Origin of the sequence: Chryseobacterium barbadense (assembly GCF_042849955.1) — a bacterium.
In the GTDB taxonomy this organism is placed as follows: Bacteria; Bacteroidota; Bacteroidia; order Flavobacteriales; family Weeksellaceae; genus Chryseobacterium.
This window is the reverse complement of record NZ_BAAFHL010000015.1, coordinates 5001-31476: the sequence shown is the minus strand read 5'-3', so window position 1 is coordinate 31476 and position 26476 is coordinate 5001. Positions and strand designations below refer to the sequence as shown.

The 26476-nt window shown below is 36.3% G+C and carries 19 protein-coding genes and 1 rRNA gene (1 of these 20 running past the window's edge); all 20 read left to right on the top strand.

What is annotated here, in order from left to right:
- The first annotated feature begins 137 nt into the window (after positions 1 to 137).
- On the top strand, positions 138 to 953 hold the full coding sequence (locus ACGHIN_RS08275) for a hypothetical protein (RefSeq protein WP_390452470.1): 816 nt from the start codon (positions 138 to 140) through the stop codon (positions 951 to 953).
- Positions 954 to 2093, top strand: coding sequence for an EpsG family protein (locus tag ACGHIN_RS08270; protein WP_390452468.1), 1140 nt, complete (start codon positions 954 to 956; stop codon positions 2091 to 2093). It abuts the gene before it with no gap.
- A gap of 599 nt (positions 2094 to 2692) precedes the next feature.
- A complete protein-coding gene (locus tag ACGHIN_RS08265) occupies positions 2693 to 6022 on the top strand; it encodes a T9SS type A sorting domain-containing protein (RefSeq protein WP_390452466.1) in 3330 nt (1109 codons plus the stop codon).
- A 151-nt stretch (positions 6023 to 6173) separates the two neighbouring features.
- Positions 6174 to 7322, top strand: coding sequence for a hypothetical protein (locus ACGHIN_RS08260; RefSeq protein WP_390452464.1), 1149 nt, complete (start codon positions 6174 to 6176; stop codon positions 7320 to 7322).
- A 52-nt stretch (positions 7323 to 7374) separates the two neighbouring features.
- A complete protein-coding gene (gene topA, locus ACGHIN_RS08255) occupies positions 7375 to 9915 on the top strand; it encodes a type I DNA topoisomerase (RefSeq protein WP_390452463.1) in 2541 nt (846 codons plus the stop codon).
- Between the two features lie 119 nt (positions 9916 to 10034).
- Positions 10035 to 10496, top strand: coding sequence for an ecotin family protein (locus tag ACGHIN_RS08250; RefSeq protein WP_390452461.1), 462 nt, complete (start codon positions 10035 to 10037; stop codon positions 10494 to 10496).
- Between the two features lie 37 nt (positions 10497 to 10533).
- Positions 10534 to 11604 (top strand): formimidoylglutamase, encoded by a 1071-nt coding sequence (locus tag ACGHIN_RS08245; RefSeq protein WP_390452459.1) that lies wholly within the window; start codon positions 10534 to 10536, stop codon positions 11602 to 11604.
- 3 nt (positions 11605 to 11607) lie between these two features.
- Positions 11608 to 12609 (top strand): glycosyltransferase family 2 protein, encoded by a 1002-nt coding sequence (locus ACGHIN_RS08240; protein WP_390452458.1) that lies wholly within the window; start codon positions 11608 to 11610, stop codon positions 12607 to 12609.
- Between the two features lie 94 nt (positions 12610 to 12703).
- Positions 12704 to 13822, top strand: a complete 1119-nt coding sequence (locus ACGHIN_RS08235; RefSeq protein ID WP_390452456.1) for a glycosyltransferase family 4 protein — start codon at positions 12704 to 12706, stop codon at positions 13820 to 13822.
- A gap of 37 nt (positions 13823 to 13859) precedes the next feature.
- The gene (locus ACGHIN_RS08230) at positions 13860 to 14723 is read left to right on the top strand and encodes a polysaccharide biosynthesis/export family protein (RefSeq protein ID WP_390452455.1); all 864 of its coding nucleotides are present in this window, start codon (positions 13860 to 13862) and stop codon (positions 14721 to 14723) included.
- 2 nt (positions 14724 to 14725) lie between these two features.
- Positions 14726 to 17218, top strand: a complete 2493-nt coding sequence (locus ACGHIN_RS08225; RefSeq protein WP_390452453.1) for an exopolysaccharide transport family protein — start codon at positions 14726 to 14728, stop codon at positions 17216 to 17218.
- A gap of 214 nt (positions 17219 to 17432) precedes the next feature.
- Positions 17433 to 18326, top strand: a complete 894-nt coding sequence (gene porG / locus ACGHIN_RS08220; RefSeq protein ID WP_390452452.1) for a type IX secretion system protein PorG — start codon at positions 17433 to 17435, stop codon at positions 18324 to 18326.
- Positions 18327 to 18331: 5 nt separating this feature from the next.
- Positions 18332 to 19081 (top strand): isoprenyl transferase, encoded by a 750-nt coding sequence (locus tag ACGHIN_RS08215; protein ID WP_390452450.1) that lies wholly within the window; start codon positions 18332 to 18334, stop codon positions 19079 to 19081.
- Positions 19082 to 19111: 30 nt separating this feature from the next.
- Entirely contained in the window at positions 19112 to 21649 is a 2538-nt protein-coding gene (gene bamA, locus ACGHIN_RS08210; protein WP_390452448.1) for an outer membrane protein assembly factor BamA, read from the top strand.
- Positions 21650 to 21653: 4 nt separating this feature from the next.
- The gene (locus ACGHIN_RS08205; protein ID WP_390452447.1) at positions 21654 to 22217 is read left to right on the top strand and encodes an OmpH/Skp family outer membrane protein; all 564 of its coding nucleotides are present in this window, start codon (positions 21654 to 21656) and stop codon (positions 22215 to 22217) included.
- A gap of 58 nt (positions 22218 to 22275) precedes the next feature.
- Positions 22276 to 22779: an OmpH/Skp family outer membrane protein gene (locus ACGHIN_RS08200; protein ID WP_390452445.1), complete on the top strand. Its 504-nt coding sequence runs from the start codon at positions 22276 to 22278 to the stop codon at positions 22777 to 22779.
- Between the two features lie 69 nt (positions 22780 to 22848).
- On the top strand, positions 22849 to 23334 hold the full coding sequence (locus tag ACGHIN_RS08195) for an acyl-CoA thioesterase (protein ID WP_390452443.1): 486 nt from the start codon (positions 22849 to 22851) through the stop codon (positions 23332 to 23334).
- Entirely contained in the window at positions 23331 to 24191 is an 861-nt protein-coding gene (gene rfbD / locus ACGHIN_RS08190) for a dTDP-4-dehydrorhamnose reductase (RefSeq protein WP_390452441.1), read from the top strand. The genes ACGHIN_RS08195 and rfbD overlap by 4 nt, the downstream gene beginning before the upstream one ends.
- On the top strand, positions 24191 to 24874 hold the full coding sequence (locus tag ACGHIN_RS08185) for a hypothetical protein (protein WP_390452439.1): 684 nt from the start codon (positions 24191 to 24193) through the stop codon (positions 24872 to 24874). The genes rfbD and ACGHIN_RS08185 overlap by 1 nt, the downstream gene beginning before the upstream one ends.
- Before the next feature lie 584 nt (positions 24875 to 25458).
- Positions 25459 to 26476 (top strand): 16S ribosomal RNA (locus tag ACGHIN_RS08180) (it continues 499 nt past the right edge of the window).

The following is a 26476-nucleotide window of genomic DNA, read 5'->3' as shown; positions in this document are numbered from 1 at the left end:
TTCCCCTTCTGCTTTTTTTTATATCCTATTACGGATTTGAGTCCGCCTATGTAACCTGGATAAAAACGGCTGAGAAGGCACCCGACTTTATGTTTGAGTCGGTATATGCCTACAGAATAATTCCAAATTTTCTCAGTGTGCATGTAACGGAAATAATAACTTATACAGTAGATCATTATCTGCCATTTGCTAAAAGTTTCCTCCTGAAAAGCGGTTCAATCTTTTATCACAGCACTTTTCTGATTAATGCTTTCTTTTTTATTTTATCCTCTATCATACTGGATAAGATTTTTAAGCTTAAACCGGTTGAAGCAATCCGCAATATCCATATCCGAAGAATGCTTCATCTGTTGGCGGTTTTTTTTATGGTGATACTGCAATATGTTCCCACCAATTGTGACATGATTGCAATTTTCTTTTATTTATCCGGAGTTTATTTCACGCTCACCTATCTGGACGGGAGAAAACCTACAGATCTGATGATGTTGGGGATTGTTATCATTATTTCAACATTTGCCAGGGAAACCGCTTGTCTGAATATTGCTTTTTTTGCAGCCATTTTCTTTGATCCCCAAACATACAGAAAACGGGATTTCGCTGTTATAAAAGAAATGTTACTCCTTGTCATCGCATTTGTTTTGCCGTATGTGGGGCTTAGGTTGGCTATTCGCCAGGAGGCTTCCTTTTTTGAGGGAATTTATTTAATGAAAAACTTTACAAGTCCATATAATCTTGCCGGGCTATTGTTTGGGGTGATTGCAATGTATTTTGCGTATCAGCTGTGTCAAAAGGAAGGAAAAGGAATAGTGAAAAAATACCTGTTTTTCTCACTTCCTTATCTTATTATGATTACTTTAGTGGGGCTTTTTTGGGAAGCAAGGTTGTTTTTACCTCTAATTCTTACAGGAATAGTGCTTGCTTCACAGAAATTTAAAAATGTTCATCTATTATAAATGAGTTTACTGCATCCATATTATATAATCGCACTGGTTTTCATGCTTGTTATGAGTTTTCAGGAAGTGTATCGGGGAAGAGTAGAAAAGCGCTGGTTATATTTTTTAGGGATTTATCTGGTGATTCTTGCCGGGCTTCGGGATGAGGTAGGCCCGGATTATGGAAGTTACAGAGGGATTTATGTTTATTCCGATACTAAGGATTATCTGACGATCTTTCTGAAAGCCCTCCGTAAGGAAGGTGCCCAGCCTATGGAAGTTGAATGGTTGTTTATATTGATCAATAAGATATTGCTGAATGTCTTCAATGCGCCGTTCTACATTTTGACTCTTGTTATAGCAATGTTGGCTGTTTTCTTTAAGATAGAATATATTGAAGATAATACTTTTTATCCCTTTACCTTTATGGCTTTTATGTTTATTCCCGGTTTTTTTATAGGGGAAAGCGGACAGATCAGGCAGAATCTGGGATCATTTGTTGTGTATTTTGCGATAAGATTTATCAAAGAAAGGAAATTGTTTTATTATCTCCTTTGTATTTATCTGGCAGGTGGAATTCATAACGTTTGTTATCTTTTCCTGCCCATGTATTGGGTCGCCCGTATTCCTCTAAATAAAGCTGTAATGTTGATTTTGATCATTACTTCAGTATTTCTGTCTCCTTTTGAGGTCTATAGGGCCTTTGGTGAGTTTTTAAATAATGTGGCAGCAGATAATACGTTGGCCATGGGATTCAACGGGTATATAGATGAAACGGTTCAAAGGCTTAATGGTGGTTTCGGTATTCCGGAAGCTATGATGGCAATTCTTACTTTTTTCCTTTTTGCTTTTGATACGCAAATGAAGGAAAAATTTCCTTATTATGAATACCATAGAAATTATGCTGTTATAGGAATATGTCTTTATTTTATTTTTAGAAACAACCCGATATTTTCGTCCCGATTGGCGGGTGCATTTATTGGATTTGCATACATTCTGATTCCTAATGCTATGTATGTAGTATCCGAAGGAACTAAAAAAATGATCCATACATTTATCCTTGCCCTGGTGGTATTTAACTTTGTTGTATTTTCAAGTTTTAATAATATCAGAGCAGGAAGGTTTACATTTGATCTTTATAAAAATCATCTTCTTCCTTAATTCCGACGCTTTAAAAATATAGATGAAAGCGGCGCCTATAGGCGCCGCTTTTTTTATTATAGTGTGATATTAATATTTATTTAAGAAAATAAAATATTTTATCAATATTTAATAATAATACATACTTTTGCGACGGATGAATTATATGTTGTTTCTTCATTGGTAATCATTTAATTTTAATGTCTTTGTAATATAATTTATTTATTTTGGGTTAATTTATAAAATAAATGATTGTTTTATGGCAAAGGCTTAGATATTGTACTTTTGATAGCAGCACAAACTTAAGGATATGAAAAATTTAATTAAAACAACAAGCAAAAGAAATTGTATGATCACGCCAGATCAGCATTTTAAAGTAAAACCGATAAACAGTGTATTAACTGTAAAAGTAAAATGTAAAAGCCTGATTCTCCACGGCTGTAATTATGATTAGCGAAAGATAACACATTTTTTAGCAAAAGATAATATGTTTTTAAACATAAGTTAATGCTTTTTTTAACAAAAGATAATTAATAATTGTTTAAAGTTAGATTTATTTATTAAAAATGCTGTTTTTATTGCGGTTTATTTAAATTCGAATTGAAAAATAATTACAAGCCATGGAAAAGTTAATTTTAAAAATTTTTATTGCAATTCTTTGCACAGTGTCGGCTTTTGTATATTCCCAGGATTGGACTAAGGCTCCCAACAGTTATATTTTTGATCCATCTCAAGATAGTGAAGGTTTATATATTCCTGTAAAGAAAGCTTATGCCATGTGGGAACAGAATGAGCTGATCAAAGGCTCAGGTATTCCGGCAGGAAAGGTGACAGCAGATGTATTTTGGGAAGATATACATGGACTGATAAAATCCGGAACCGGATATTCATTGGAAATTGTGGACTCAGGAATTAATGCAAAAATAAAGGTTCCTGTTAATAAGTCTAAAGAAGGAAATGCCGTAGTGGTTTTCAGAGTAAATGATGAAATTTATTGGAGCTGGCATATCTGGGTTACAGATGACCCTACGAATGGTTCTTCGTATAAAAGCTTCAGTAATCTTAAAAGAGAAAAAAGCGACGGTACCATTGAAGCTATTCCGGATGCTGACTGGGGATGGATGGACAGGAACTTAGGAGCAATAAGCAGTTCTATTACAGCTTCAGACTGGAACCGTAATGCGGGTTTGCTATATCAATGGGGAAGAAAAGATCCCATACCTCCTTTGGTATGGCGGGGAAATGATTTTTATGAAGTGTCGGGTTCTGTAGGAAAAGTAAGGCACAGAGGAGCTGTAAACACTCTGAATGCTTTAAAAATAGATGATCTCAGAAAATTTGTGTTATTGTCGAGTGCAAGTGTCACCAATAACATAAGATTGTCGGTAAAAAATCCGCTAAGTATCATTTACGTCAATAAAGATGATAATTCAGGACCCGCATATTATAACAATAATGCGAATCTGCCCGTTAACTGGTTTGGAACATTTTCAGGATTAGCGGCTAATCAGCTTAGTGAGCTCAATTTATGGTCTGATAACTCCAAAGGATTGATTTCTACTAATTATAATGACGATAATAGTGCCAGACCTTATAGGGATAAGTCATCTTTTGACCCTTGTCCCAATGGATGGAGACTTCCATCGGCACTGGTTGCTAATCTGGCGTCAGCCACCTATGTAGATGATGTGAGAATTGATTTTTCGCCTTTTGGAGTAAGAACCAACATGCCCAAAAATGTTTTTGAAGCCAATAATTATCATGTCATCAAACCGACAGATACCGCCACCCCCGTCTTTATGAAGGGCTTTAAAATCTATTCGAATTTTGGATTTGATTTATCCAATGTAGGCGGGTTAAATATGGGCGTTTTCCCGGGAACAGGGCAATTGCTCCGCAATTTCCATAACGGACAATATACGGATCAGCACCAGACTGCTTTATGGACGGCGACCATGGTAAGGCATTTTGATGGTACACCGGCTGTAGGGGCAAGAGCTCTATCTCTTATTCCGGATAAAGGACAGCCGGATATTCCGGACTCCGGATTTCCTGATGTAAAAGGAAGATATTGGTACTCGCCATTATCATCCGGGCCGACTTCCAATGCAGCAGGATGCAGATGTATAAAAGATCCGTTATATGTAGTTAATAATTATGACTTCCCGACTGAGTATTTAGTTTCAGCAGGCGAATACAAAGAAGGTATTGATAACCCTAATACTTATCAGATTGTTAAGAATACGGTGATTTCGACTATTGAAATTCCTGTAAGTAAGGCATTTTCTGTTCAAAGTGAGCTTTTGAATAATAAACCGATTCTTAATTCATCAAGCTTCAGCAATTTAAAGGCCAATGTTCTCTGGTCTACCAATACGGAACTGATCAACAAAGTTACTATTGTTAACCCTTCTCCGGGAACATTGGGCAATATTATAAATACCAAAATCCTGGTTGAAGTTAAACCCAATCAGAGCGGAAACGCTGTGATTACACTACATAATGAGAATATCGCAAATCCTGTTTATTGGAGCTGGCATATCTGGGTAACAGATACTCCGGTAGGATCTAATTCTTATACTACTGAACTTCCGAATACCTCTGTTACGAATTATGTTAATTATGTCAATAAAGCGGATAATGTGTTCCAAACAGAGTTTATGGATAGAAATTTAGGGGCTACAGATGCTTTTCCGGAGGTAGTAAATCCTCTTACTCCTACTGCGGCTGAGATGGCGAAAATCAGAGCGGCAACAGGCTTGCATTATCAGTGGGGAAGAAAAGATCCGCTTCCTGTTTTTCAATTTGCAGATAACAGGGCTTCCTACAATATATTCTTAGGAAATGTAACGGCAAGTGGATCTGTAACCTATTCTACTTTGCTTAATTCTGCCTATAATAATATGGCTGGAAGCTATATTGTTCCCTATAATACCTATGCAGGGGCATCCAATGTTCAGAGTTCCGATAAAGTTTCGGAAAAAGTAGCTAAAGTGATTTCCTATTCTGTACGTAATCCATTAGTGTATATGATTCCAAGCACATTTGCACCTTTCAACAGCGCGGTTCCTAATTATACCAATGGTTCGGACTGGTTGTCGCCGGAACCTAACCTTGCTCCGGACAGATGGGGAAGAGGTGGTGAAAAATCGCCTTTCGATCCATGTCCTGCAGGATGGAGAATTCCGGACCTCACGGGCGTTGCCATTGTATCTAATAAAGATTTCGGCTTGACTCCTTTTTATAAAAAAGATAAGAATGTGGCAACCTCTTACAGCATTATTAACGATTATTCAGGTATCCGTGTCAGAAACCCGAGTACCACTTCTACCATAGGTTATGCATTTAATAATGCTTCTTACAAAATAGGAAATTATCCGAATTCCGGTTCCAGAGGATTCAGAAGTGTGACGGGAAACCAGAATCCACAAGGGACATTCAATTTCATTAATTTCCAGTATCCTGGAGTATGGACGGCCGCATTGAATTCAAATTATATAGGAAGGCCTATCAATATGCTGTTTGATGCCGCTTCTTCAGCCAACAGGGTCATTGCCTTCCATGATAATAATGATCCTTATTTCGGAATGAGTTGCCGTTGCGTTAAGATAAAGTATGACGCCAACGGAAATGAAGAAGGGGTGATCCCAAAATTACAGATCACTTCACTTCCGGTTACTAAGGCTGCGACTCCCTTAACGGACAAAGAAATTGGAGATAAAATAAAAGCGGACAAAATCACCGTATATCCGAATCCCGTTAAAAATGTATTATATATTAATGCTTCAGGTGATAGGGGGTATTATTACCAGATTTATAATATGTCCGGTCAGCTTGTAAAAACAGGGAAATTTGAAAATAAACAGACTGACCTTTCAGCATTGGTTACCGGAACTTATCTGATGAGAATTAACAATGAAGAAACAATAGTTAAAATCATAAAAGAATAACACAAGTTTCATACGATTGGTGTAAAAGAAACATAAAAGTAGTGTTCAGATACTTGTAAATTCATATTTTTGAAATTCAGAATGATGAATATATAACATGAACTGGAACAGCTTTTATGTTTCTTTTTCATTTAATGCTAAAAACACACGTATGAAGTTCCAAAAAGCCGAACAATATATCAATAGTAAGATTCTTATTTATTTGCTCATTGTTGCCACGGCTGTCTATACTCTTGTTTTCACTTATATTTATAACTTTAAGGATGACGGCTATATCCTGGCAGACTGGCTGATCAATTACCAGGATGGAGGCTTTAAAAGGAGGGGGCTTTCTGGAAGCTTCTTTTTTCTTTTGCAGGATATCACAGGAATCGGGCTCAATTACCTGGTCTATTTTTGCCAGTTTTCCATTATTTTATTGTTCTTCTGGTATTACACCAAACTGATCCGTTATAAGGTTACAACATTTTTATATTTGTCATTACTGCTTTCTTCTATAGGTTTCATAGGGCTTTTAAACACGGTTACCTATGTTGGGAAAAAAGAATTTATCGTCTTTCTTTTATTCACATGGTTTGTCTGCCTTTTGGATAACGATAAACTTTCAAAATATAAGGAATATCTCTTCTGTGTTCTGCTTTGTATCAGTACTTTGCTACATGAAATAACTTTGTTTTATGTCCCTTATTTTGCTATTGCGCTGTATGCAAAAACGGGAAAACTTGAAATTACACGATATATCAAATATTTTCTTGCCGCAGGTATTCCCGCAGTGTTAATCATTCTATTTGGAAAAAATGTGAATGAGGGAATGTCGCTCCAGTTTCTGAACCAAAGAGGAGTGCATCCCACCTATGGTATTTTCTATTGGGATATAGATGAAAGGCTTTATATAAAAGAACATATCAAAGAATACCGGCTCTATTTTATCAGCTTAGCAATAAGTGTATTCCATGTTGGCTATTATTTAAAATATCTAAACAACCGAAAGTTATTATCTATTTTATTGGCGGGGGCATTTTTATTTTCGTTGCCATTGTTTTATCTGGCTATTGATTGGGGAAGATGGATGTATATTCATATGATGCTGATCATTGTTCTTTTTGCTTTGCTATTGCGGAAAAGAGGCTCTCTATTTGCTTATGAGCCCATTGTGGTGAACAAGAAATTCTATATTACATTATTCATCATCATATTGTCATTAATTTACAGAGTTGAAATGTCCGGAAAAGGATTCACATTCGAAGGAATCATCTACAGAATCTTCATTGCCCCTTTAGAATTGTTAAATAAAATGTGATTAAAAAAATCTATCTGATAAAAAAACTTTACTTTTGCAAAAATTTTTTAGAATGTCGAAAAATTTAGTAATCGTAGAGTCTCCGGCAAAAGCAAAAACTATTCAGAAATATTTAGGGAGGGATTTCGAAGTGAAATCCAGTTTCGGACACATTCGGGATTTACCTAAAAAAGGAATGGGAATTGATTTGGCTACTTTCAGTCCGGATTATGAAGTTTCGGCAGACAAAAAGAAATTGGTTACAGAATTGAAAGCCGCTGTAAAAAAAGCCGATATGGTTTGGCTGGCTTCCGATGAAGACCGCGAAGGAGAAGCGATTGCTTGGCATTTAGCGGACGAATTAAAATTGAAGCCGGAAAACAGAAGAAGAATCGTCTTCCACGAGATTACCAAAAACGCCATTTTAAAAGCGATTGATAATCCAAGAGATATAGACCAGAACCTTGTTAATGCTCAACAGGCAAGAAGAGTCTTAGACAGGATCGTAGGTTTTGAAATGTCACCGGTTCTTTGGAAAAAAGTAAAACCGGGATTATCTGCGGGAAGGGTACAGTCTGTTGCCGTACGATTAATTGTAGAAAGAGAAAAAGAGATCCGTGAATTCGTTCCGAAAGCGAGCTTCAAATTAGACGGGATCTTTCTGAATAAAAATGAGCAGGAAATTGCCGCAAAGCTGAAAAAAGACTTCGAAAAAGAAGAGCAGGCGGAGCAATTCCTTGAATTGGCAAAAACTACGGAATTCAAAGTTCTGAATGTGGAGACAAAACCGGGAACACGTTCGGCATCCGCTCCATTTACTACTTCTACACTTCAACAGGAAGCTTCTTCAAGACTGGGATATAATGTGACGACCACGATGCGTCTGGCGCAGACATTGTATGAAGAAGGGCATATTACCTATATGAGAACCGACTCAGTAAATCTTTCCCAAGAAGCCATTGAAGGAGCAAAAAATCAGATTCAGTCAGAATACGGAGCAGAATATTCTGCTCCGAGAAACTATACTACCAAATCAGCTTCTGCGCAGGAAGCTCACGAAGCGATCCGCCCGACAGATTTTTCAGTGAAAAGCATTGGAGATAATCAATTGAACAAATTATACCAATTGATTTACAGAAGAACACTTGCTTCTCAGATGGCGAATGCTAAAATTGAAAAAACGGTTATTGAGATCGGAAATTCAAAGCTGCCACAGCAATTTGAAGCACAAGGAGAAGTTATAATTTTCGATGGTTTCTTAAAAGCTTATGGAATCGTTAAAACAGAAGAAGATGATGAGGAAAGCAACGAAAAGCTATTGCCAAAAGTAAGCGTTGGTGAAGTTTTAAGCTATAAAACGATTATCGCAGCAGAAAAATTCACAAGGCCGAGCGCAAGATATACGGAAGCAGGATTGGTAAGAAAGCTTGAAGAATTGGGAATTGGCCGTCCTTCTACCTATGCACCTACGATTCAGACCATTCAAAACCGTGAGTACGTAGATAAGCGCGAGATCGAACCGCAAACCCGCGAAGTTCTTAAAATGTCTCTGGCAAAAGGTATCATCAAAAAAGCGATCCTTGAAGAAAAATTCGGGGGCGATAAAAATAAATTCGTTCCTACAGATATTGGAGAGGTTGTGAATGACTTCCTTACTGATAATTTCAAAGAAATCTTAGATTATGGCTTCACGGCAAGAGTGGAGGAAGGGTTCGATGAAATTGCGAACGGAGAACAAAAATGGAAAGAAATGATGACGGATTTCTACTCCAAATTCCATCCGAGAATTGAAGATGTAGAAGAAAATGCAGACCGTGCTACCGGAGACAGGTTATTAGGAATTGATCCGAAAACAGGTAAAAATGTTCATGCAAGAATCGGAAGATTCGGGGCCATGATCCAGATCGGTGAAACGGATGATGAGGAAAAACCGGTTTTCGCGTCATTAATGGCAGGTCAGAATATTGCCACCATTTCATTGGAAGAAGCATTGGAATTATTCAAGCTTCCCTTTGAACTGAATGATTTCGAAGGACAAAGCGTTTCCGTAGGAGTAGGAAGATTCGGGCCTTACGTAAAATGGGGCGAAACATTCATCAGTATTCCGAAGGGAGAAGACCCGTTGTCTGTAAACCAGCAGCGTGCGGAAGAAATCATCAACGAAAAGAAAAAAGCGGATGCCCCGATCGCTACCTTCAAAGGAGAGCCTGTGACGAAAGGAACGGGAAGATTCGGGCCATTCATCAAATACAAAGACATTTTTGTGAATGTTCCGAAAAAATATAATTTCGAGAATCTTTCACAAAACGATATCAATGAACTGATCGAGGCTAAACTGGAAAAAGAAGCCAACAGATATATCCAACAGTGGGAAAAAGAAAAAATTTCCATTGAGAACGGAAGATGGGGACCTTTCATCAAATTCGGAAAAGGAATGTTCAAAATTCCGAAGAAAAAGGATGATACCAAATATGCAGCGGAAGAATTGAAAGAAGTTTCTTTGGAAGAGGTAAAAAAATGGATTACGGATCAGGATAAAAATGCCTTTGTTGAGAAAAAGAAGCCGGCTGCGAAGAAAACCACTGCTAAAAAGGCAGCCACTAAAAAGAAATAAAAATTTTATTATAAAATAGGAGCCATTAACAAAGCCTGTTAATGGCTTTTTTGTGAATTAAAGGATGATAAGAAGATTGATTTTGATGAGGTTTTTGTATGTTTGCGAAAATGTATTTCATGGTAAGGATTTTTTGTTTGGTCTTGCTTGCTTTAGGAATTTACACCTTTGGGCAGGAAGAAATAGCGTATCCGGAGCCCAAAGAAGGCTTTAAAAGAGTAGATATAAAGCTTCCAAAGATTAAAAACGAGGACGATTATAAAGTTGAGATCAATTTCAGCATGATGTATGAAATGCTGGATTGTGAAAAGGGAAGTTTTACTATGCCGGATTTTGAAACACGTTATCTTAAACCTCCGCACGCATATCCTTATTATGTTATTGATAAAGACATATATGACGTTGTTGTCAGAAGCAAGGGGACATGTGGGGCTAAAAAAGTCCGAAAAAAAATATACAGTTCCAAGCCGATCCTTATAGAGTACAGCAGTATTTTTACCTATAGATATTATGTTCCTGAGAATATGAATGTAGAATACAGGATTTGGAAGGCGGAACCTAATTATATAGAAGTAAAGTAGCAAATTATCACATTCTTAAATTTTCAAATTAAAAAATATGGATTTTGAAGATTTTATCATTTCGCCAAGAAATTTTAAAACTGAAAACTGGCAAATCGGGAACAGGATTGCGAAGGAAATCAAGGAAGACAGCATTGTTCTTCTTTTTATTTCAGATTATAGAGGAGCGAACGGAGAGGCCGAAGTTCAGGATTTTACAGCGGTGAGGAAAGAATTTTACAGGCTTTCGCAACTGGATTTTGAAATTCCCGTAGTGGATTTGGGCGATCTGGTTTCCGGGAAAAGCATTCAGGATACCCATTATATTCTTCAGGAAGTTTTGTCAGCTTGTCACTATAACAGAGCCATTCCCGTTATCATCGGCGGGTCCAATGATTTTGCTTTTTCGTTGTTTTCTGCCTTAAACTTTCATCAGAAAAATATCAATTATACTCAGATCAGCAATATTATTTCCTTAAAACAGGGAGAAGAAATTAACGAACATACTTTTTTAAGTAAAATCTTCGGAGCCAAAAATTTTTCCATTAAGAATTATCACCATTTGGGATATCAGAAACATTTGAATGAAGTGGATTCCGTAAAGCTGATTAAAGAAGTAGAATTTGATATCATCCGTTTGGCGGAAATGATGAATTCTACGGAAAAAACCGAACCGTTCTTCAGGAAGGCAGATTTGGTAACCGTAAATTGTGATGCCATTGAAAGCTTTAGTGATGCTTTTTCTATGAATCCTCAGGTCAATGGACTAAACCGTAGAGAGATCTGTGCTTATATGAAAGAAATAGGTTTAAGTGAAAATCTGAAATCCGTAGGTATTTTCAATTATAATATTTATTCTGAAAACCAGCTCAATCATCAGCTTCTGGCACAAATGATCTGGTACCTGATTGAAGGAATCAATATTCAGAAATCACATCCTAAAGAAAGACATTATGAAGTTTTTTATGTTTTGATCGATGACAGACAATATGCTTTCAAAAGAGATACTTTCAGTAATTTATGGTATTTTGGGGATGATGATAATATAGAAAACTGTATTCCCTGCTCGAGAAAAGACTTCGATGAAGCCAAAAAAGGCTGGTTGAGCGCAAGACTGACGAAAATATAATGTATGACCAACGTTCCCTCAAAAGTTTCCATCATTGTTCCCGTTTATAATGTCGAAAATTATTTGGCAAAATGCCTCGATTCTTTGGTTAACCAAACCTTACAGAATATAGAAATTCTTGTAATAAATGATGGAAGCAAAGATAATTCCGGGCAGATTATCCAGGAATATGCCCAAAAATATCCGGATAAAATAAAGGCATTTCAAAAGGAAAACGGAGGATTAAGCGATGCCCGTAATTTCGGAATTGACAGAGCAATCGGGGATTATATCGGCTTTGTAGACAGTGATGATTACGTTACAGAAACCATGTTCGAAGAAATGGTGATGTTAGCGGAAAAGTACCAGTCGAAAATGGTAATCTGCAATATTCAAAAGGTGGATGAGCATGGAAATGTAACTCAAAAGCTTACCCAGCTTCCCCATATGCCGGAAAAGATTGATCTTGAAAAGCATTTTTCCGTATTTTCGGATATTAGTTATTTCGCCTGTAACAAACTATTTAAGAAGGAGCTTTTTAACAGCAAAAGATTTAAGAAAGGAATTCATTTTGAAGATATCCAGCTCATTCCTCAGCTTTTACTGGAGTGCAGTGTCATAACGCAGACCCAAAACTTTCATTATCAATACCTGGAGCGTAGAGACTCCATTACAAAAACGCATACAAAGAAAGGACTCGACATCCTGAAAGCTGTTGAAGATGTAGAAAAAGTTTTTAAAAATTCTGTTTATTCAGAGAAGTTGCAGGAGCTTAAAAATTTTCAGATTTTTGAAGGAGTATACTCTTTTCTGGCGTATTTGGCCTTTGTAAAAGAGGAACAGTATTTCTATGAAATGGCGGCTCAGCTTAATCATTTCGTAACACAAAGGGGAATAAAAATTAAAGATATATTAAACTATAATCGTTTTGATAAGAATTATCTTTTATCTTTGCCTCTGAAAAAAAAGATTTTTTATCTCCTGTATTTTGCCGGGCAAAAGAAGCTGATAAGGAAATTAATGTAAACACAAATGTAAGGTACTATTGTTTCGATTGGATTTTTTTATAAAATTCATGGTGTATCTTTTTACCGGAACAAGGAAGTACTCGAATAAAAAAATGAAGAATTTTGAATTGTTCTTAACTCAGACTTGGATCCCTATTTTTTATGTGAAAATAGGACTGGGTTTTATATTTTCTTTTCTGATTACTTTCTTTTCCATCCCTACTATTGTTAAGATCTCCAGAAGGAAAAACCTGATGGATGAGCCGGGAATAAGAAGCTCCCATCTCAGGAAGATTCCCAATCTTGGCGGAATTGCTATCTTTTATTCCATAGGTATCTGTGCTTCGATTTTTGCGTATGAGCTTTTTGATCTGTATAAATTCCTGTTTGCCTCTTTAGTGATTCTGCTGTATATTGGGATTATGGATGATATTGTAGTGATGAGGGCTTATAAAAAGCTGGTAGCACAAATCGTCGTGTCATCCCTTATCGTAATAGGTTCTGATATAAGAATAAGGAGTTTATTCGGCATATTTGGATTATATGAGCTGGACTATCTGGTAAGTGTGATCTTCAGTATTATCACCTTTATTGTTCTGATTAATGCCTTCAATCTTATCGACGGTATTGATGGTCTTGCAGGAGGTTATTCGGTGATTTGCAGCGCTCTTTTTGGGATAAGCTATTATCGTTTAGGAGAATATAATTATCCACTGGTTGTCTTGTCGGTGGTTATTATTGGAGCCGTTCTGGCATTTCTTTACTATAACTTATCGCATTATAGAACCAATAAAATATTTATGGGGGACACCGGTTCAATGTTATTAGGGTTCTTGCTGGCATTTACTTCTGTCTGCTTTATAGATATCTTTATAGATAAGGCTTTGCCTAATGTTCCCAGATATCACCTGCAATCTGCACCGGCAGTAGCTGTAGCGATTTTAATTTTACCTATCGTAGATACCCTGAACGTCATCATCGTGAGAATCATTAATAAAAGATCTCCTTTTGATGCTGACAAAAACCATATCCATCATAAACTGCTGAAACTCGATCTTACGCACAGAAGGTCCAGTTTTTATATTATAGTGTATTACCTTTTTATTGTAACCGTTGCTTATTATTTAAGACACATTAATGTAAATCTATTATTAATAATCATCCTGACATTAGGATTTTTAGGAGCATATTTACCGGATTTTATTTATCGTTTAAGAAATAATAACAACTAACCAATTAAATTTTTATTTTTGTAAATAACATTGAAATATGATGAAGAGCTATAAGTATTTATTCCTTTTGCTACCCTTGTTCATTACATCATGCATCACCACCAAAGATGTACGATATATGCAGCCTAATGAAAGTCTTGTAATCAATGAAGAAGGACTGGTTCCCTACAATATTCCGGTTTACAGAATTACCAAGAATGATATTCTGAATCTTAATATCGTTACAACTCCGAAAGGAGACGCAGCGCAGTTCTATTCTACCCTGAATACATCCGGAAGCTCGATAACGCCCACCAATAATAGTCCTGCAACGAATATTGCAAGCGGCGGCAGCGCTGGTGGCGCTGGTGGAAATATCAATTTTTACTTTAACGGACTTAAAGTAGATTCCAACGGAGATATCAATGTTTTCGGAATCGGTTATGTAAAAGCAGAAGGAAGAACCATTGAAGAGGTTACCAAAGAGATCCAGGAGAAAGTAAATGAGAACTTTCAGGAAGGAAAATCAGAAGTAAGGCTGAATACAGACGGAATTACTTATTATATCCTGGGGGATGTTGAAACAACCGGGATGACCGGGGAAAAAGTGGCTCATAAAAACACATTGACTATCACAGAAGCTTTGGCCATCAATGGAGGTTTAAATAGAACCGTTGACAGAAAAAATATCGTGATCCACAGGAAATTGCCGGAAGGAATCAAAATTGCAAAAATAGACCTTACGCGTGAAGATGTGATGAATTCGCCTTATTATTATGTGCAAAACGGGGACGAAATTTATCTGAATACAAGAGCGAAAAGTTTGAACGGATTCGGAAAAGATCCGATTCAGACTTTAACTACGGGAGTTTCGGTAATTACTACCGCATTATCCATTTATTTACTCCTAAAAAATCTTTAGTCATGATTCCAGAAAGAGCAACGGCAACAGAGAAAAATAATAATTCTCAGAAAGATAAATATGGTTCATTTGCATTATTCGATGTAGAGCATTTTTTAAGAAAATTACTGAAAAACTGGTACTGGTTTGCTTTGATGCTGATAATAGGATATGTGGTTTCTTGGGTATATAGTAAGTATTATGCTCAAAATATATATGCTTCCAACCTGTCTTTAAGTATATCTAATAATACTTCAAGCTATTTTACACCTAACCAGTCTATTAACTTTATCTGGAATCAGGGAGGAAATCAGGACGGGATCTACTTAAAGAAAATGCTTCTTTCGAGATCACACAATGAGTTTTTGGTAAAAGAATTAGACCTCTTCATTAACTATTCAACCAAAGGAGCCATAAAATCTACTTATCTGGATAAAGATGATTCCCCGATTTTTTTACAGATCGATAAAAAGCATCTTCAACAGATTGATTATCCTATTACTTTGATTCCTAAAGGCAATGATTCCTATGAAGTAGTGCTTCCGAAAGAGGGGCAAAGCAATAGTTTATATAATTATGAAAGCGAAGGATTTCAGTCCATCAACTCTTATGGAAGGCCGGAAAATAAAGTCATAAAAGTCAACGAATGGTACACAACGCCTAATCTAAGATTTAAATTAGTTAAAAATACAGTACCAACTAAAATCAAGTTGGATAATATTATCGTTACCCTAAGTTCCGTAAATCATGCGGTTAACGATATTGTTTCTACTATAGGGGTGGAGTTTGACAAAGAGATCAATACCATTATGATTATTACCAAGAAAGGATATAATCTTAATGGAACGGTGAATTTCTTAAATAAATCAGTTGCCGAATTACAAAAGAAAAGACTTGCGGATAAAAATATAGTTAATAGAAACACGGACGCTTATCTGCAGGGAAGTATCAACGATATAAGAAAAAAGCTGGATTCCAGTGCAGCCGTTTTAAACTTCCTGAAAACTTCGGAAAAACTCTACGATATTAAAGATAGAGATGAAAAGTCTTTGAACAAAATAAAAGAGCTGGAAGCCAAAAAAGCAGATTTAATGAGTAAAATCAACTCATTAAACAAGATAAGAAACACTCTTCAAACTCAGAATTTTGATAAAATGATCAGTACCAATGCGGCAGGGTTTGAAGATGGCCTTTTCTCAGCATCTGTTTCTGAATTAAAAGCTCTTTATCTTAAGAGAAGGGAAATGGCAAGTATTTATACGCCAAATTCCGAGCCTATGAAAGAGATCAATAGATTAATTAATGATGCGAAGCTGGCTTCCACCGGCTCCTTAAGAAATTATTATACAGGATATTATGAACAGATCAACAGATTGAATCAGGATATTTCCACTGCCAATTCTGATCTGGATTCATATCCTGAGAAAGAAAGAAAATATCTGGATGCGGAAAGAGGCTACAATATGATAGAAGCTACTTATAATAGCCTTCTTGCCAGGCAGAATGATGCTCAGATGAAAGTAGCCACCAACCAGTCGGATATAACAGTGATTGATCCTGCAAAGAATTTAGGGCAAATGCCAATCGGGCCGAATATAAAAGGAACGAAAGCAGCTATTATTGGAGGTCTCTTATTATTACCACTGTTATTTATCCTGGTTGGAGCATTATTAGATAGTAAAATAAGAAACATTAAAGAATTATTGGCAGCTACAAGGATTCCGTTATTAGGAGTTATCGGTAACAATACCAATGACAATATGCTTACAGTACTGGAACATCCGAAATCATCTGTTTCGGAGGCTTTCAGGGGAATCCGGGCGAATGTAAGGTTTTTATCCAACGAAAACGGGAAGAGCAAAGTGATCCTGGTTACTTCTTCTATTGGTGGAGAAGGGAAAACGTATGTTTCAATTAACCTGGCGTCAGTTTTAGGTTTAAGTGATAAAAAAACCATCTTATTGGGAATGGATTTAAGGAAGCCGAAAATCTTTGGGGACTTTAAGATTGATAATAAATTTGGGATTTCCAATTATTTAACGGGAGAAGTTTCAATTGACCAGATTATCAACAAAACAAAAATCCCGAATCTTGATGTTGCTACCTCAGGACCAATTCCGCCCAACCCTTCAGAGCTTTTAATGAGTGAACGAAATATAAAGTTTATTCAGGAACTGAAAGAAAAATATGATTTTATTATTATAGATTCACCGCCGGTAGGGTTAGTTGCAGATTCCTATGAGCTTATGAAATACTCAGACGCTAATTTGTATGTGGTTCGTCACGAATATACGGAAAAGTATATGCTTAAAATGATCACGGAGAAATATCATAATGGTGAGATTGATCATTTAGGGCTTGTTTATAATGATTATAATGTGAAACAGGGATATGGTTATGGTTACGGTTACGGCTATGGTTACGGTTACGGATATTTTGATGAAGACAAAAACTATAAGGAACCTCTTTTAATCAGAATAAGAAATAAAGTGCAGGCGATATTTAATAAAAAATAAAATATTTTAAACCCTCATTTACTGAGGGTTTTTGTATACAAGATATGTTGTGGGTTATTGGAAAAAGAATAATTTTGTCACTTTGTCGTTTACTTTATAACAAATTATTATTTTTTGTTTATTTTTAACTAAACATTAAGAATATCATTAATATAAAAATGTTTTATATTTGCAAAAATTAAATTTTAAAATAACCATAAATCCATGTTCTTTTATGAATAAAAAATTATTGTTTAGCTTCCTTGCCATATTGGGGACAATGGCAGGTGTTAAAGCACAAAGAAATGAATTGGGAGTTCGTCTAGGTATGAGTAACCTAGTGGCTGATATAGGACGAACCAATTATATTTTACAAAAGCCATTGGATTTAGATAGAATGTCAGAGTGGGGATTTCCTTTTTATGGAGGGGTGTTATATAGATTTAATTTTAATCCTTATCAAACTGTGAGATTAGACCTTGGATATAACCAGGTTCAGTTTAATGATAAAGTAGCTAAGGAAGAATATAGAAGAAACAGAAATTCCTACGGGAAAAACAATGTATATGAAGCTAGTTTAATGTTTGAATATAATTTTTTTCCTGTAAACAATGAGCAGGTAAGTATGGTAAGTCCATATATCTTCGGAGGGGTGGGTGCTTTAATGTTTGATGCTCCGAAGGCTACTCTGGTAAACGACTTTAGAAGAGATGCAGACGGTGTGGCGCAAGCTCCGCAAAATGAGCTTGACTTCACAACAACTCCTGTATACTCTACAGGAACAAAAACAGTAATGCATATTCCTTTTGGAGTAGGCCTGAAATATAAGTTTAATTATAATTGGGGAATATTTGCTGAAGCTACCTTCAGATACACATTGACGGATCAGCTGGATCACAGTAAAATCCTTTCCAAAGATGTGAAGTCCACTTATAATGCTGATATTTTAGATCCGTCTACGGGAGGATCATTGCTTCAGTCTGGAAACTATTATATTGTTTCTAAAGAAAGAGAAAATGCATTCTTAGGTGAAAGAAATGTTGGAGACTCAAGATCGAAAGATTGGATGAATACCTTTAGTTTAGGGCTTACTTATTCTTTCGGAAGACCTCCGTGTTATTGTGATTAATAAATATGTCGTTGATTAAAGATAAAATAAATTCTGAGAATTTACCGAAACATGTGGCCATCATCATGGATGGTAATGGAAGATGGGCGAAATCTCGTGGCGAAGAAAGAACTTTTGGTCACAAAAATGCTATTAATGCAGTAAGAAATGCCATTAATGCATGTAATGAGATCCATATACCTTATTTAACTCTTTATACATTTTCTTCGGAAAACTGGAGCCGTCCTAAAGATGAAGTGGATACCCTAATGAATCTGCTGGCGGAAACCTTATTGCTTGAAGCGGAAGAAATCTTCAGTAAAGGGTTGAGAATACATGTGATCGGAAACTTGGAAAAAATACCACCATTGGTGAAAGATCAGCTCCTTCGTGTGGTGGAACTTACCAAAGAAAATACAAAAGGAAATTTAGTATTGGCCATTAGTTATGGTTCTCAAAACGAAATACTAAATGCCGTTAAAAATATAAGCACAGATGTAAAGGAAGGAAAGGTAAATGTAGATGATATTAATGAAAAATTATTCGAAAACTATCTTTACACCAAAGATTTTCCTCCAGTAGATTTACTTATCAGAACCAGTGGTGAAATAAGGATAAGTAATTTCCTTCTTTGGCAGATCGCTTATGCAGAACTGCAATTTTTAAATGTTCTATGGCCGGATTTTACAAAAGACATTTTCTTTCAATGTATTGTGGATTATCAAAACAAAGAAAGACGATTCGGTATGACCGGAGAACAAATAAAAATCCAGTAAAATTTTAAAGAAAAGAAAGACTACGATAAAATGAAGTTTAGACTATTACCCATCATTATGTTTGCTGCCTCTGCACATTTTTATGGACAGGTAACTCCACAGGATAGCACAAAAGTGAACAATCCTGTATATGCGGAAAATCAAACAGGCACATACACCCTTAAGGATATTGTTGTAGATGGGGTTAAAAAATACACGCCAGCTCAAATATTAAGATTTACAGGATTATCTAAAGGTGAAAACGTGGATATTCCCGGACAAAAAATCAGTAATGCTATCAAAAAACTTTGGGATACTCAATCTTTTTCTGAAGTTGAAGTGTATGTACAAAGTATAGAGGGTGAAACAGTAGTTTTACGATTCTACTTACAGGATTTAAAAGAGCTTGGAGAAGTAAAATTTGAAGGAAAAGGAATTAGTAAATCCAAAAATGAAAAACTGGCAAAGGATAATAACTTGAAGCCAGGTACCAAGATTACTCAAAATTTGATTTCAAGCCTTAAAACAAACATTCCTAAAGATTACATTAAAAAAGGATTTGCCGATACCAAAATTACTATTCAGGATAAGGTAAATGCAAACGATCCGGCACTTGTTGACTGGACGATCAATGTAGACAAAGGAAAAAAGGTGAAAATTGATCATATTGAGTTTGAGGGAAATACCAAAGTTACAGACACCAAACTTAGAAAAAAAGGATTCAAAGAAACTAAGCAAAAGAGATTTGGTATCGGAGGTATTTTAAAGCCTTCCAAATTCATTGAAGAAAAATATCAGGAGGATAAACAAAACCTGATCAGTTATTATAACTCTCTGGGATACAGAGATGCAGCTATCGTTTCAGATTCTGTATGGAGAAATAAAAATAACAATTACGAGATCAACGTAAAATTAAACGAAGGTAAACAATACTATATCGGTGACATTACGTTCACGGGTAATACTGTATATTCCACAGAATATTTACAAAGACTTTTAGGATATAAGAAAGGTGATATCTACGATGCGGTAGGCTTCAATAAGAAAGTAGGAGAAGACGGAGGTAAAGAAGATGATTCCGATATCAAATCCGTGTATATGAACAACGGTTACCTTTTCTCTAACGTAACACCAGTGGAAAAATCTGTTTCCGGAGATGCGGTTAATCTTGAAATTCGTATCAATGAAGGAGAAAAAGCATCATGGAACAGAGTAACATGGGAAGGAAATACCACTACTCATGACCACGTTATCCTTCGTGCTTTGAGAACAAAACCGGGAAGCTTATTCGCGAAAAGTGATATCAAAAGAACCTATTTCGATTTAGCAGGGATGTCTTTTTTTGATCCGCAGCAGATTGGGCAGGATATTCAGCCTAACCAACAAGATAATACGGTAGACATCAACTGGAAATTAGTGGAAAAAGGATCTTCACAAGTTCAGCTACAAGCTGGATATGGAGGAAATAGCTTCATAGGAACGTTAGGATTAACGTTTAATAACTTCTCGTTAAAGAATTTCCTTAAGTTTAAAGACTTCAAGCCAGTTCCGCAAGGAGATGGGCAAACATTGTCTATCCAGGCACAGGCAGGACAATATTTCCAAAACTATGGGATATCTTTTGTAGAGCCATGGTTGTTCGGAACAAGACAAACTTCACTTTCAGTAAGCTTGAACAACTCCAGAGTTAAATATTCGGATGTTAACGGAAATGCACAGAAATTAAATATCTTCTCCGCTTCAGTAGGTCTGAACAGACTATTGAAATGGCCGGATGATTATTTCTCATTATATACGGGGCTTCAGTTCCAGAAATATAACTTCAAAAATTACCCGTTTGAATTTGGTGATACCACAGAATATTACGGAAATGCCAATAACTTCAGTTTAAATATCGGACTCAGCAGAAACTCTGCCGGAATCGACCCGATTTTCCCTACTGTAGGATCAAATATAGAAGTTTCAGCAAAACTTACGCCGCCTTACTCATTGTTCAGTAATAAAGATTACTCAACCATGTCACCAACAGAAAAGTACAAATGGATGGAGTTTTATAAAATTAAGTTCAAAGCAGACGTTTATAACGAAATCGTTGGAAAATTGGTGTTGAGATCTTCTGCTGAGATGGGCTTCATGGATGGTTATAACAGAGAATTGGGAGCTCCGCCTTTCGAAAGATTCTATGTAGGAGGTACCGGACTTTTTGGAGGTAGATATGACGGTAGAGAACTAATCCCGTTGAGAGGTTATGAAAATGCTTCTACCTATGGAGGAACTATCGATGATATTACTCAAAAAGGAGGGGGTACAATTTACAACAGATTCACGTTAGAATTAAGATACCCGATTTCATTGAACCAGACAGCTAAAATTTATGCGTTGACATTTGCGGAAGGCGGTAACGTTTGGAATTCATGGGGTAACTATAACCCGTTCCAATTGAAGAGATCTGTCGGGGTCGGGGTAAGAGTGTATATGGGAGCATTTGGTCTGATCGGATTTGACTTTGCTTACGGATTTGATAAAACGGTACTTGGAACAGAACCTTCCGGATGGAAGACCCACTTCTTAATGAACCAATCATTATAATGATATGAAGAATTTTAAAATCATTTTCACATTTGTATTATTTTTGCTTTTCGGAATAAGCAATGCACAGAAAATTGGCGTTGTGGACACCGAATATATTTTGGACAAGCTTCCTCAGTATAAAGAAGCAGAAGCAAGATTGAATGCACAGATTGATACATGGCAGTCTGAACTTCAGAACCTTCAGTCTGAGTATGAAAAGAAAAGATCAGCTTTTGAAAGCGAAAAAGTTCTATTGATAGGTGACCAGTTAAAGCTGAGAGAAAAAGAAGTAATGGATTTGGAAAAAAATATTAAAACCACTACCAGCTTACGTTTCGGCGCCAATGGAGAAATTACCAAATTAAGAACCAATCTGGTAGAACCATTCCAGGATCAGATCTGGGGAGCAGTAAAGACAATGTCCGAAAAAAATGGATTGGGCATAGTTCTTGATAAAAGCAATAACATTAATGTTATTTTCCTTCAAAAAAGATATGACTACACAGATAAAGTATTAGACATCTTATTAAAAGGAACATCAACATCAGATAAAAAAGAAAAAACTAATAGCAAAAGTAAAAAGTAATTAACTTTTACTGAATTTTAAGATCTAAAAACAAAATTAAATTATTTATTTACCAATTATGAAAAAATTAAGTGTATTATTTGCAGCAGTAATGATGGTTGTATCTGTAGGTATGGCAAAGGCTCAAAAAATTGCTACTTTAGACGTTATAGGTGTTCTTAACGCAATGCCTGAAAAGAAAAAAGCAGATGCTGATTTAAAAACTTTCTTAGATACTAAGCAGGCTGAAATTAAAAAGAAAGCAGATGCCGGACAAGCTAAATTAAAGCAATATACTGAAGAAGCTCCTAAGAAAACTGCTGATGAAAACAAAGCAAGAGAAGCAGAATTAGCTAAAATGCAGGAAGAAATCCAGCAAATGCAGGATAAAGCTCAGAAAGATTTCATCGCTAAACAAGATGCTGCTTATGAGCCGATCGAGAAAAAATTAAACGATGCCGTAACAAAAGTAGCTAAAGCTAACAGTTATGATTACATTATGGACGCTAATTCTTCTGCATTTGTTTACAAATCAGGTCCTGATGCTACTGCAGCTGTGAAAAAAGAATTGAACATCCAATAATTTTGGAAATTAACAAAGATTTATACATCTGGCCGTCTCTTTTAGAGACGGTTTTTTTATTTTTGCCGTATGGAAAAAGAAGTATCAACTACGGTAAAAGTACGGTTTAGCGATTGCGATCCGATCGGGCACCTGAATAATGTGAAATATCTGGACTATATGTTCAATGCCAGAGAAGATCATGTGGAAACGTTCTATGGTTTTACCTATGAAGAATACACCAAGCAGACGGGCTGTACATGGATAGCCATACAAAATGAAATTGCCTACTTAAAAGAAGTAAGATACAATACCCAGGTGATGATAAGCAGTAAAACCATCGATATACAGGACAGAACTGCTAAAGTGGAAATTTTAATGAATAGCCTGGATGAAAAAACAGTGCATGCCGTATTATGGGTTACAGTAATTTACTTTAATGTCAAAACAAGAAAATCTGAAATTCATCCGGAAGACATCAAAGAAACTTTCCATAAGTTTTATGTTGACTTGGAACAAAAGGAATTCCAGGCAAGAGTTAAATTTTTAAGATCTCAAAACGCTAAAAACTCATGAAAAAAATAGCAATCATAGGAAGTAACGGACAGTTAGGAAATTGTCTCCGGAAAATAGCCTCGGATTTTGAAAGCAATTATGAGTTTATTTTCACAGATTCCCAAACATTAAATATTACAGATGAAGACAAGGTCAATGATTTCTTTTATGATAACAAACCTGATTTTTGTATCAATGCTTCAGCCTATACAGCCGTTGATCTTGCAGAAAAAGAAAGAGATAAAGCTTTTGCTGTAAATGCTGAAGGGGTTGGATTTCTTGCCAAAGCCTGTGCAGAATATAAAACGGTATTGATTCATGTTTCTACAGACTATGTTTTTGATGGTGAAACAAACCTGTGTTATTCCGAAGATGATTTTACAAATCCGATCGGAGTGTATGGAGAATCCAAAAGAGAAGGTGAAGAGCTTGCGTTAGAAGCCAACCCTCAAACGATTATCATTAGAACGTCATGGCTATATTCAGAATTCAACAAGAATTTCGTAAAAACAATGCTGAACCTATTTTCTCAAAAAGATGAACTGGGAATTGTGGCTGACCAGTATGGCCAACCTACCAACGCCAATGATTTAGCAGAAGCTATTATGGATATTATAGAAGCTCCTCAAAAGACATTTGGAGTTTTCCACTTTTCCAATTATCCGGAAACCACTTGGTTTGAATTTGCCGGGAAGATTGCAGAATTTTCAAAATCTCCGGTCAAATTAAATGCTTTAACTACTGAACAATATCCAACTCCTGCAAAAAGACCAAAAAGAAGTACCATGTGCCTGGACAAGATAGAAAAGACTTATAAAATAGAACCTAAGCATTGGGAAAATAGCCTGGAAGAATGCGTTAATATCCTTACACAATAATGAAGAAGCTTGGAATTGTCATATTAGTTTTTTGTATTCAGCTTTTCAGTGCTCAGAATGTTTATTTAACGAAAGTTGAAAAAACCAATGACAACACAGACAAATTTCTGTACAAGATCAATCAGGAAACCAAAGATGCACAATATTTGGGTGAAGTTGAAATCCAGGGATTCTCTAAAGATGATGCCTTAACCTTTTCATTGATTTATAAAAAAGCAAAAGAAATTGGAGCCAATACCTTTTCATTAAAACCTTTTGAAAATATTGACGGATCTCCACAAAGCTTCAACCCTGCAAATTATAAGATAAGCCTGTATTATTTGCCAAAAGAAAAATTAGAATCTCAATCCGGGCATGTATATCTTTTCGCTTCGTCGGATAAAGATCAAAAAATAAGTATCAACAGGAAAGATTACATCTTGTCTCCAAGATCGTATATAATAATCAGCACTGTACCTGGAGAATTATACACGATTTCAACAAAAAAACTTCTAGGTTCAGCCATAAAGCTTCAGCCGAAAACCGGAGAATCTAATCAATATTTCCAAATCTCATCCATGAAAGTAAAATCAGATCAGTCTGGCATTGGTGGTTTAAATTTAAAATCCGGCGATATTGTTGGATTAGAGAAATCCTTCGCTGAATTTTTAAGCATAATTTATAAAGTTCAATCGGATTTTTAAGGTTCATTCTATAGTCAAACGAGTACCTATTAAAAATTTTAAACATTTGTTTAAAATTTTTCTTTCACGTGTTCAGGGAGTTATGCTTAAATATTACGAAAACATGAAATTTATGTTAAATAGATTTGTTTAGTGAGGTAATAAGTATGTATCTTTGCCCCACTGAAAACGAAAGGAAGTAGGTAGCGCAGGAGAGCTTTTAAGTAAGCAAAGAATTATACTCTACTGTATAGTAATATGGATACGGATTGAAAAAAAAACTTTTAATTTTTTTTGCAAAAAAAAGTTGTGAGTTAATAAAAGATTAGTATCTTTGCAGTCCCTAAATAAGGGAGCGCAGGAGTAGAGGGTTGAATGTTTTTGTAAGGGTTAAGGTTAAGAAAAAAAAACTTTAAAATTTTCTTGAAAAACATTTGGCTGATAAGAAAATAATTTTTACTTTTGCACTCGCAAATCAGGAGCGAAAACGACAGAGAAGTAGTGACTGAGGAAGCGAAAGAAATGAAGATCATTGACATACAATATAACAACCAAGTAAGGAAAAACTAAAGCGTTAAAAAACTTTGAGTGAGTCAGACAAACATACAATGGAGAGTTTGATCCTGGCTCAGGATGAACGCTAGCGGGAGGCCTAACACATGCAAGCCGAGCGGTATGATTCTTTCGGGAATCAGAGAGCGGCGTACGGGTGCGGAACACGTGTGCAACCTGCCTTTATCTGGGGGATAGCCTTTCGAAAGGAAGATTAATACCCCATAATATAATGAGTGGCATCACTTATTATTGAAAACTCCGGTGGATAGAGATGGGCACGCGCAAGATTAGATAGTTGGTGGGGTAACGGCCTACCAAGTCAGTGATCTTTAGGGGGCCTGAGAGGGTGATCCCCCACACTGGTACTGAGACACGGACCAGACTCCTACGGGAGGCAGCAGTGAGGAATATTGGACAATGGGTGAGAGCCTGATCCAGCCATCCCGCGTGAAGGACGACGGCCCTATGGGTTGTAAACTTCTTTTGTATAGGGATAAACCCAGATACGTGTATCTGGCTGAAGGTACTATACGAATAAGCACCGGCTAACTCCGTGCCAGCAGCCGCGGTAATACGGAGGGTGCAAGCGTTATCCGGATTTATTGGGTTTAAAGGGTCCGTAGGCGGATCAGTAAGTCAGTGGTGAAATCTCATAGCTTAACTATGAAACTGCCATTGATACTGCTGGTCTTGAGTAAGGTAGAAGTAGCTGGAATAAGTAGTGTAGCGGTGAAATGCATAGATATTACTTAGAACACCAATTGCGAAGGCAGGTTACTATGTCTTAACTGACGCTGATGGACGAAAGCGTGGGGAGCGAACAGGATTAGATACCCTGGTAGTCCACGCTGTAAACGATGCTAACTCGTTTTTGGGTTTTCGGATTCAGAGACTAAGCGAAAGTGATAAGTTAGCCACCTGGGGAGTACGAACGCAAGTTTGAAACTCAAAGGAATTGACGGGGGCCCGCACAAGCGGTGGATTATGTGGTTTAATTCGATGATACGCGAGGAACCTTACCAAGGCTTAAATGGGAATTGATCGGTTTAGAAATAGACCTTCCTTCGG

Coding starts and splice junctions, on each gene's coding strand:
- ACGHIN_RS08270 (WP_390452468.1), top strand. CDS start 954: ATGAGTTTACTGCATCCATATTATATAATCGCACTGGTTTTCATGCTT.
- ACGHIN_RS08265 (WP_390452466.1), top strand. CDS start 2,693: ATGGAAAAGTTAATTTTAAAAATTTTTATTGCAATTCTTTGCACAGTG.
- ACGHIN_RS08260 (WP_390452464.1), top strand. CDS start 6,174: ATGAAGTTCCAAAAAGCCGAACAATATATCAATAGTAAGATTCTTATT.
- topA (WP_390452463.1), top strand. CDS start 7,375: ATGTCGAAAAATTTAGTAATCGTAGAGTCTCCGGCAAAAGCAAAAACT.
- ACGHIN_RS08250 (WP_390452461.1), top strand. CDS start 10,035: ATGGTAAGGATTTTTTGTTTGGTCTTGCTTGCTTTAGGAATTTACACC.
- ACGHIN_RS08245 (WP_390452459.1), top strand. CDS start 10,534: ATGGATTTTGAAGATTTTATCATTTCGCCAAGAAATTTTAAAACTGAA.
- ACGHIN_RS08240 (WP_390452458.1), top strand. CDS start 11,608: ATGACCAACGTTCCCTCAAAAGTTTCCATCATTGTTCCCGTTTATAAT.
- ACGHIN_RS08235 (WP_390452456.1), top strand. CDS start 12,704: ATGAAGAATTTTGAATTGTTCTTAACTCAGACTTGGATCCCTATTTTT.
- ACGHIN_RS08230 (WP_390452455.1), top strand. CDS start 13,860: ATGATGAAGAGCTATAAGTATTTATTCCTTTTGCTACCCTTGTTCATT.
- ACGHIN_RS08225 (WP_390452453.1), top strand. CDS start 14,726: ATGATTCCAGAAAGAGCAACGGCAACAGAGAAAAATAATAATTCTCAG.
- porG (WP_390452452.1), top strand. CDS start 17,433: ATGAATAAAAAATTATTGTTTAGCTTCCTTGCCATATTGGGGACAATG.
- ACGHIN_RS08215 (WP_390452450.1), top strand. CDS start 18,332: ATGTCGTTGATTAAAGATAAAATAAATTCTGAGAATTTACCGAAACAT.
- bamA (WP_390452448.1), top strand. CDS start 19,112: ATGAAGTTTAGACTATTACCCATCATTATGTTTGCTGCCTCTGCACAT.
- ACGHIN_RS08205 (WP_390452447.1), top strand. CDS start 21,654: ATGAAGAATTTTAAAATCATTTTCACATTTGTATTATTTTTGCTTTTC.
- ACGHIN_RS08200 (WP_390452445.1), top strand. CDS start 22,276: ATGAAAAAATTAAGTGTATTATTTGCAGCAGTAATGATGGTTGTATCT.
- ACGHIN_RS08195 (WP_390452443.1), top strand. CDS start 22,849: ATGGAAAAAGAAGTATCAACTACGGTAAAAGTACGGTTTAGCGATTGC.
- rfbD (WP_390452441.1), top strand. CDS start 23,331: ATGAAAAAAATAGCAATCATAGGAAGTAACGGACAGTTAGGAAATTGT.
- ACGHIN_RS08185 (WP_390452439.1), top strand. CDS start 24,191: ATGAAGAAGCTTGGAATTGTCATATTAGTTTTTTGTATTCAGCTTTTC.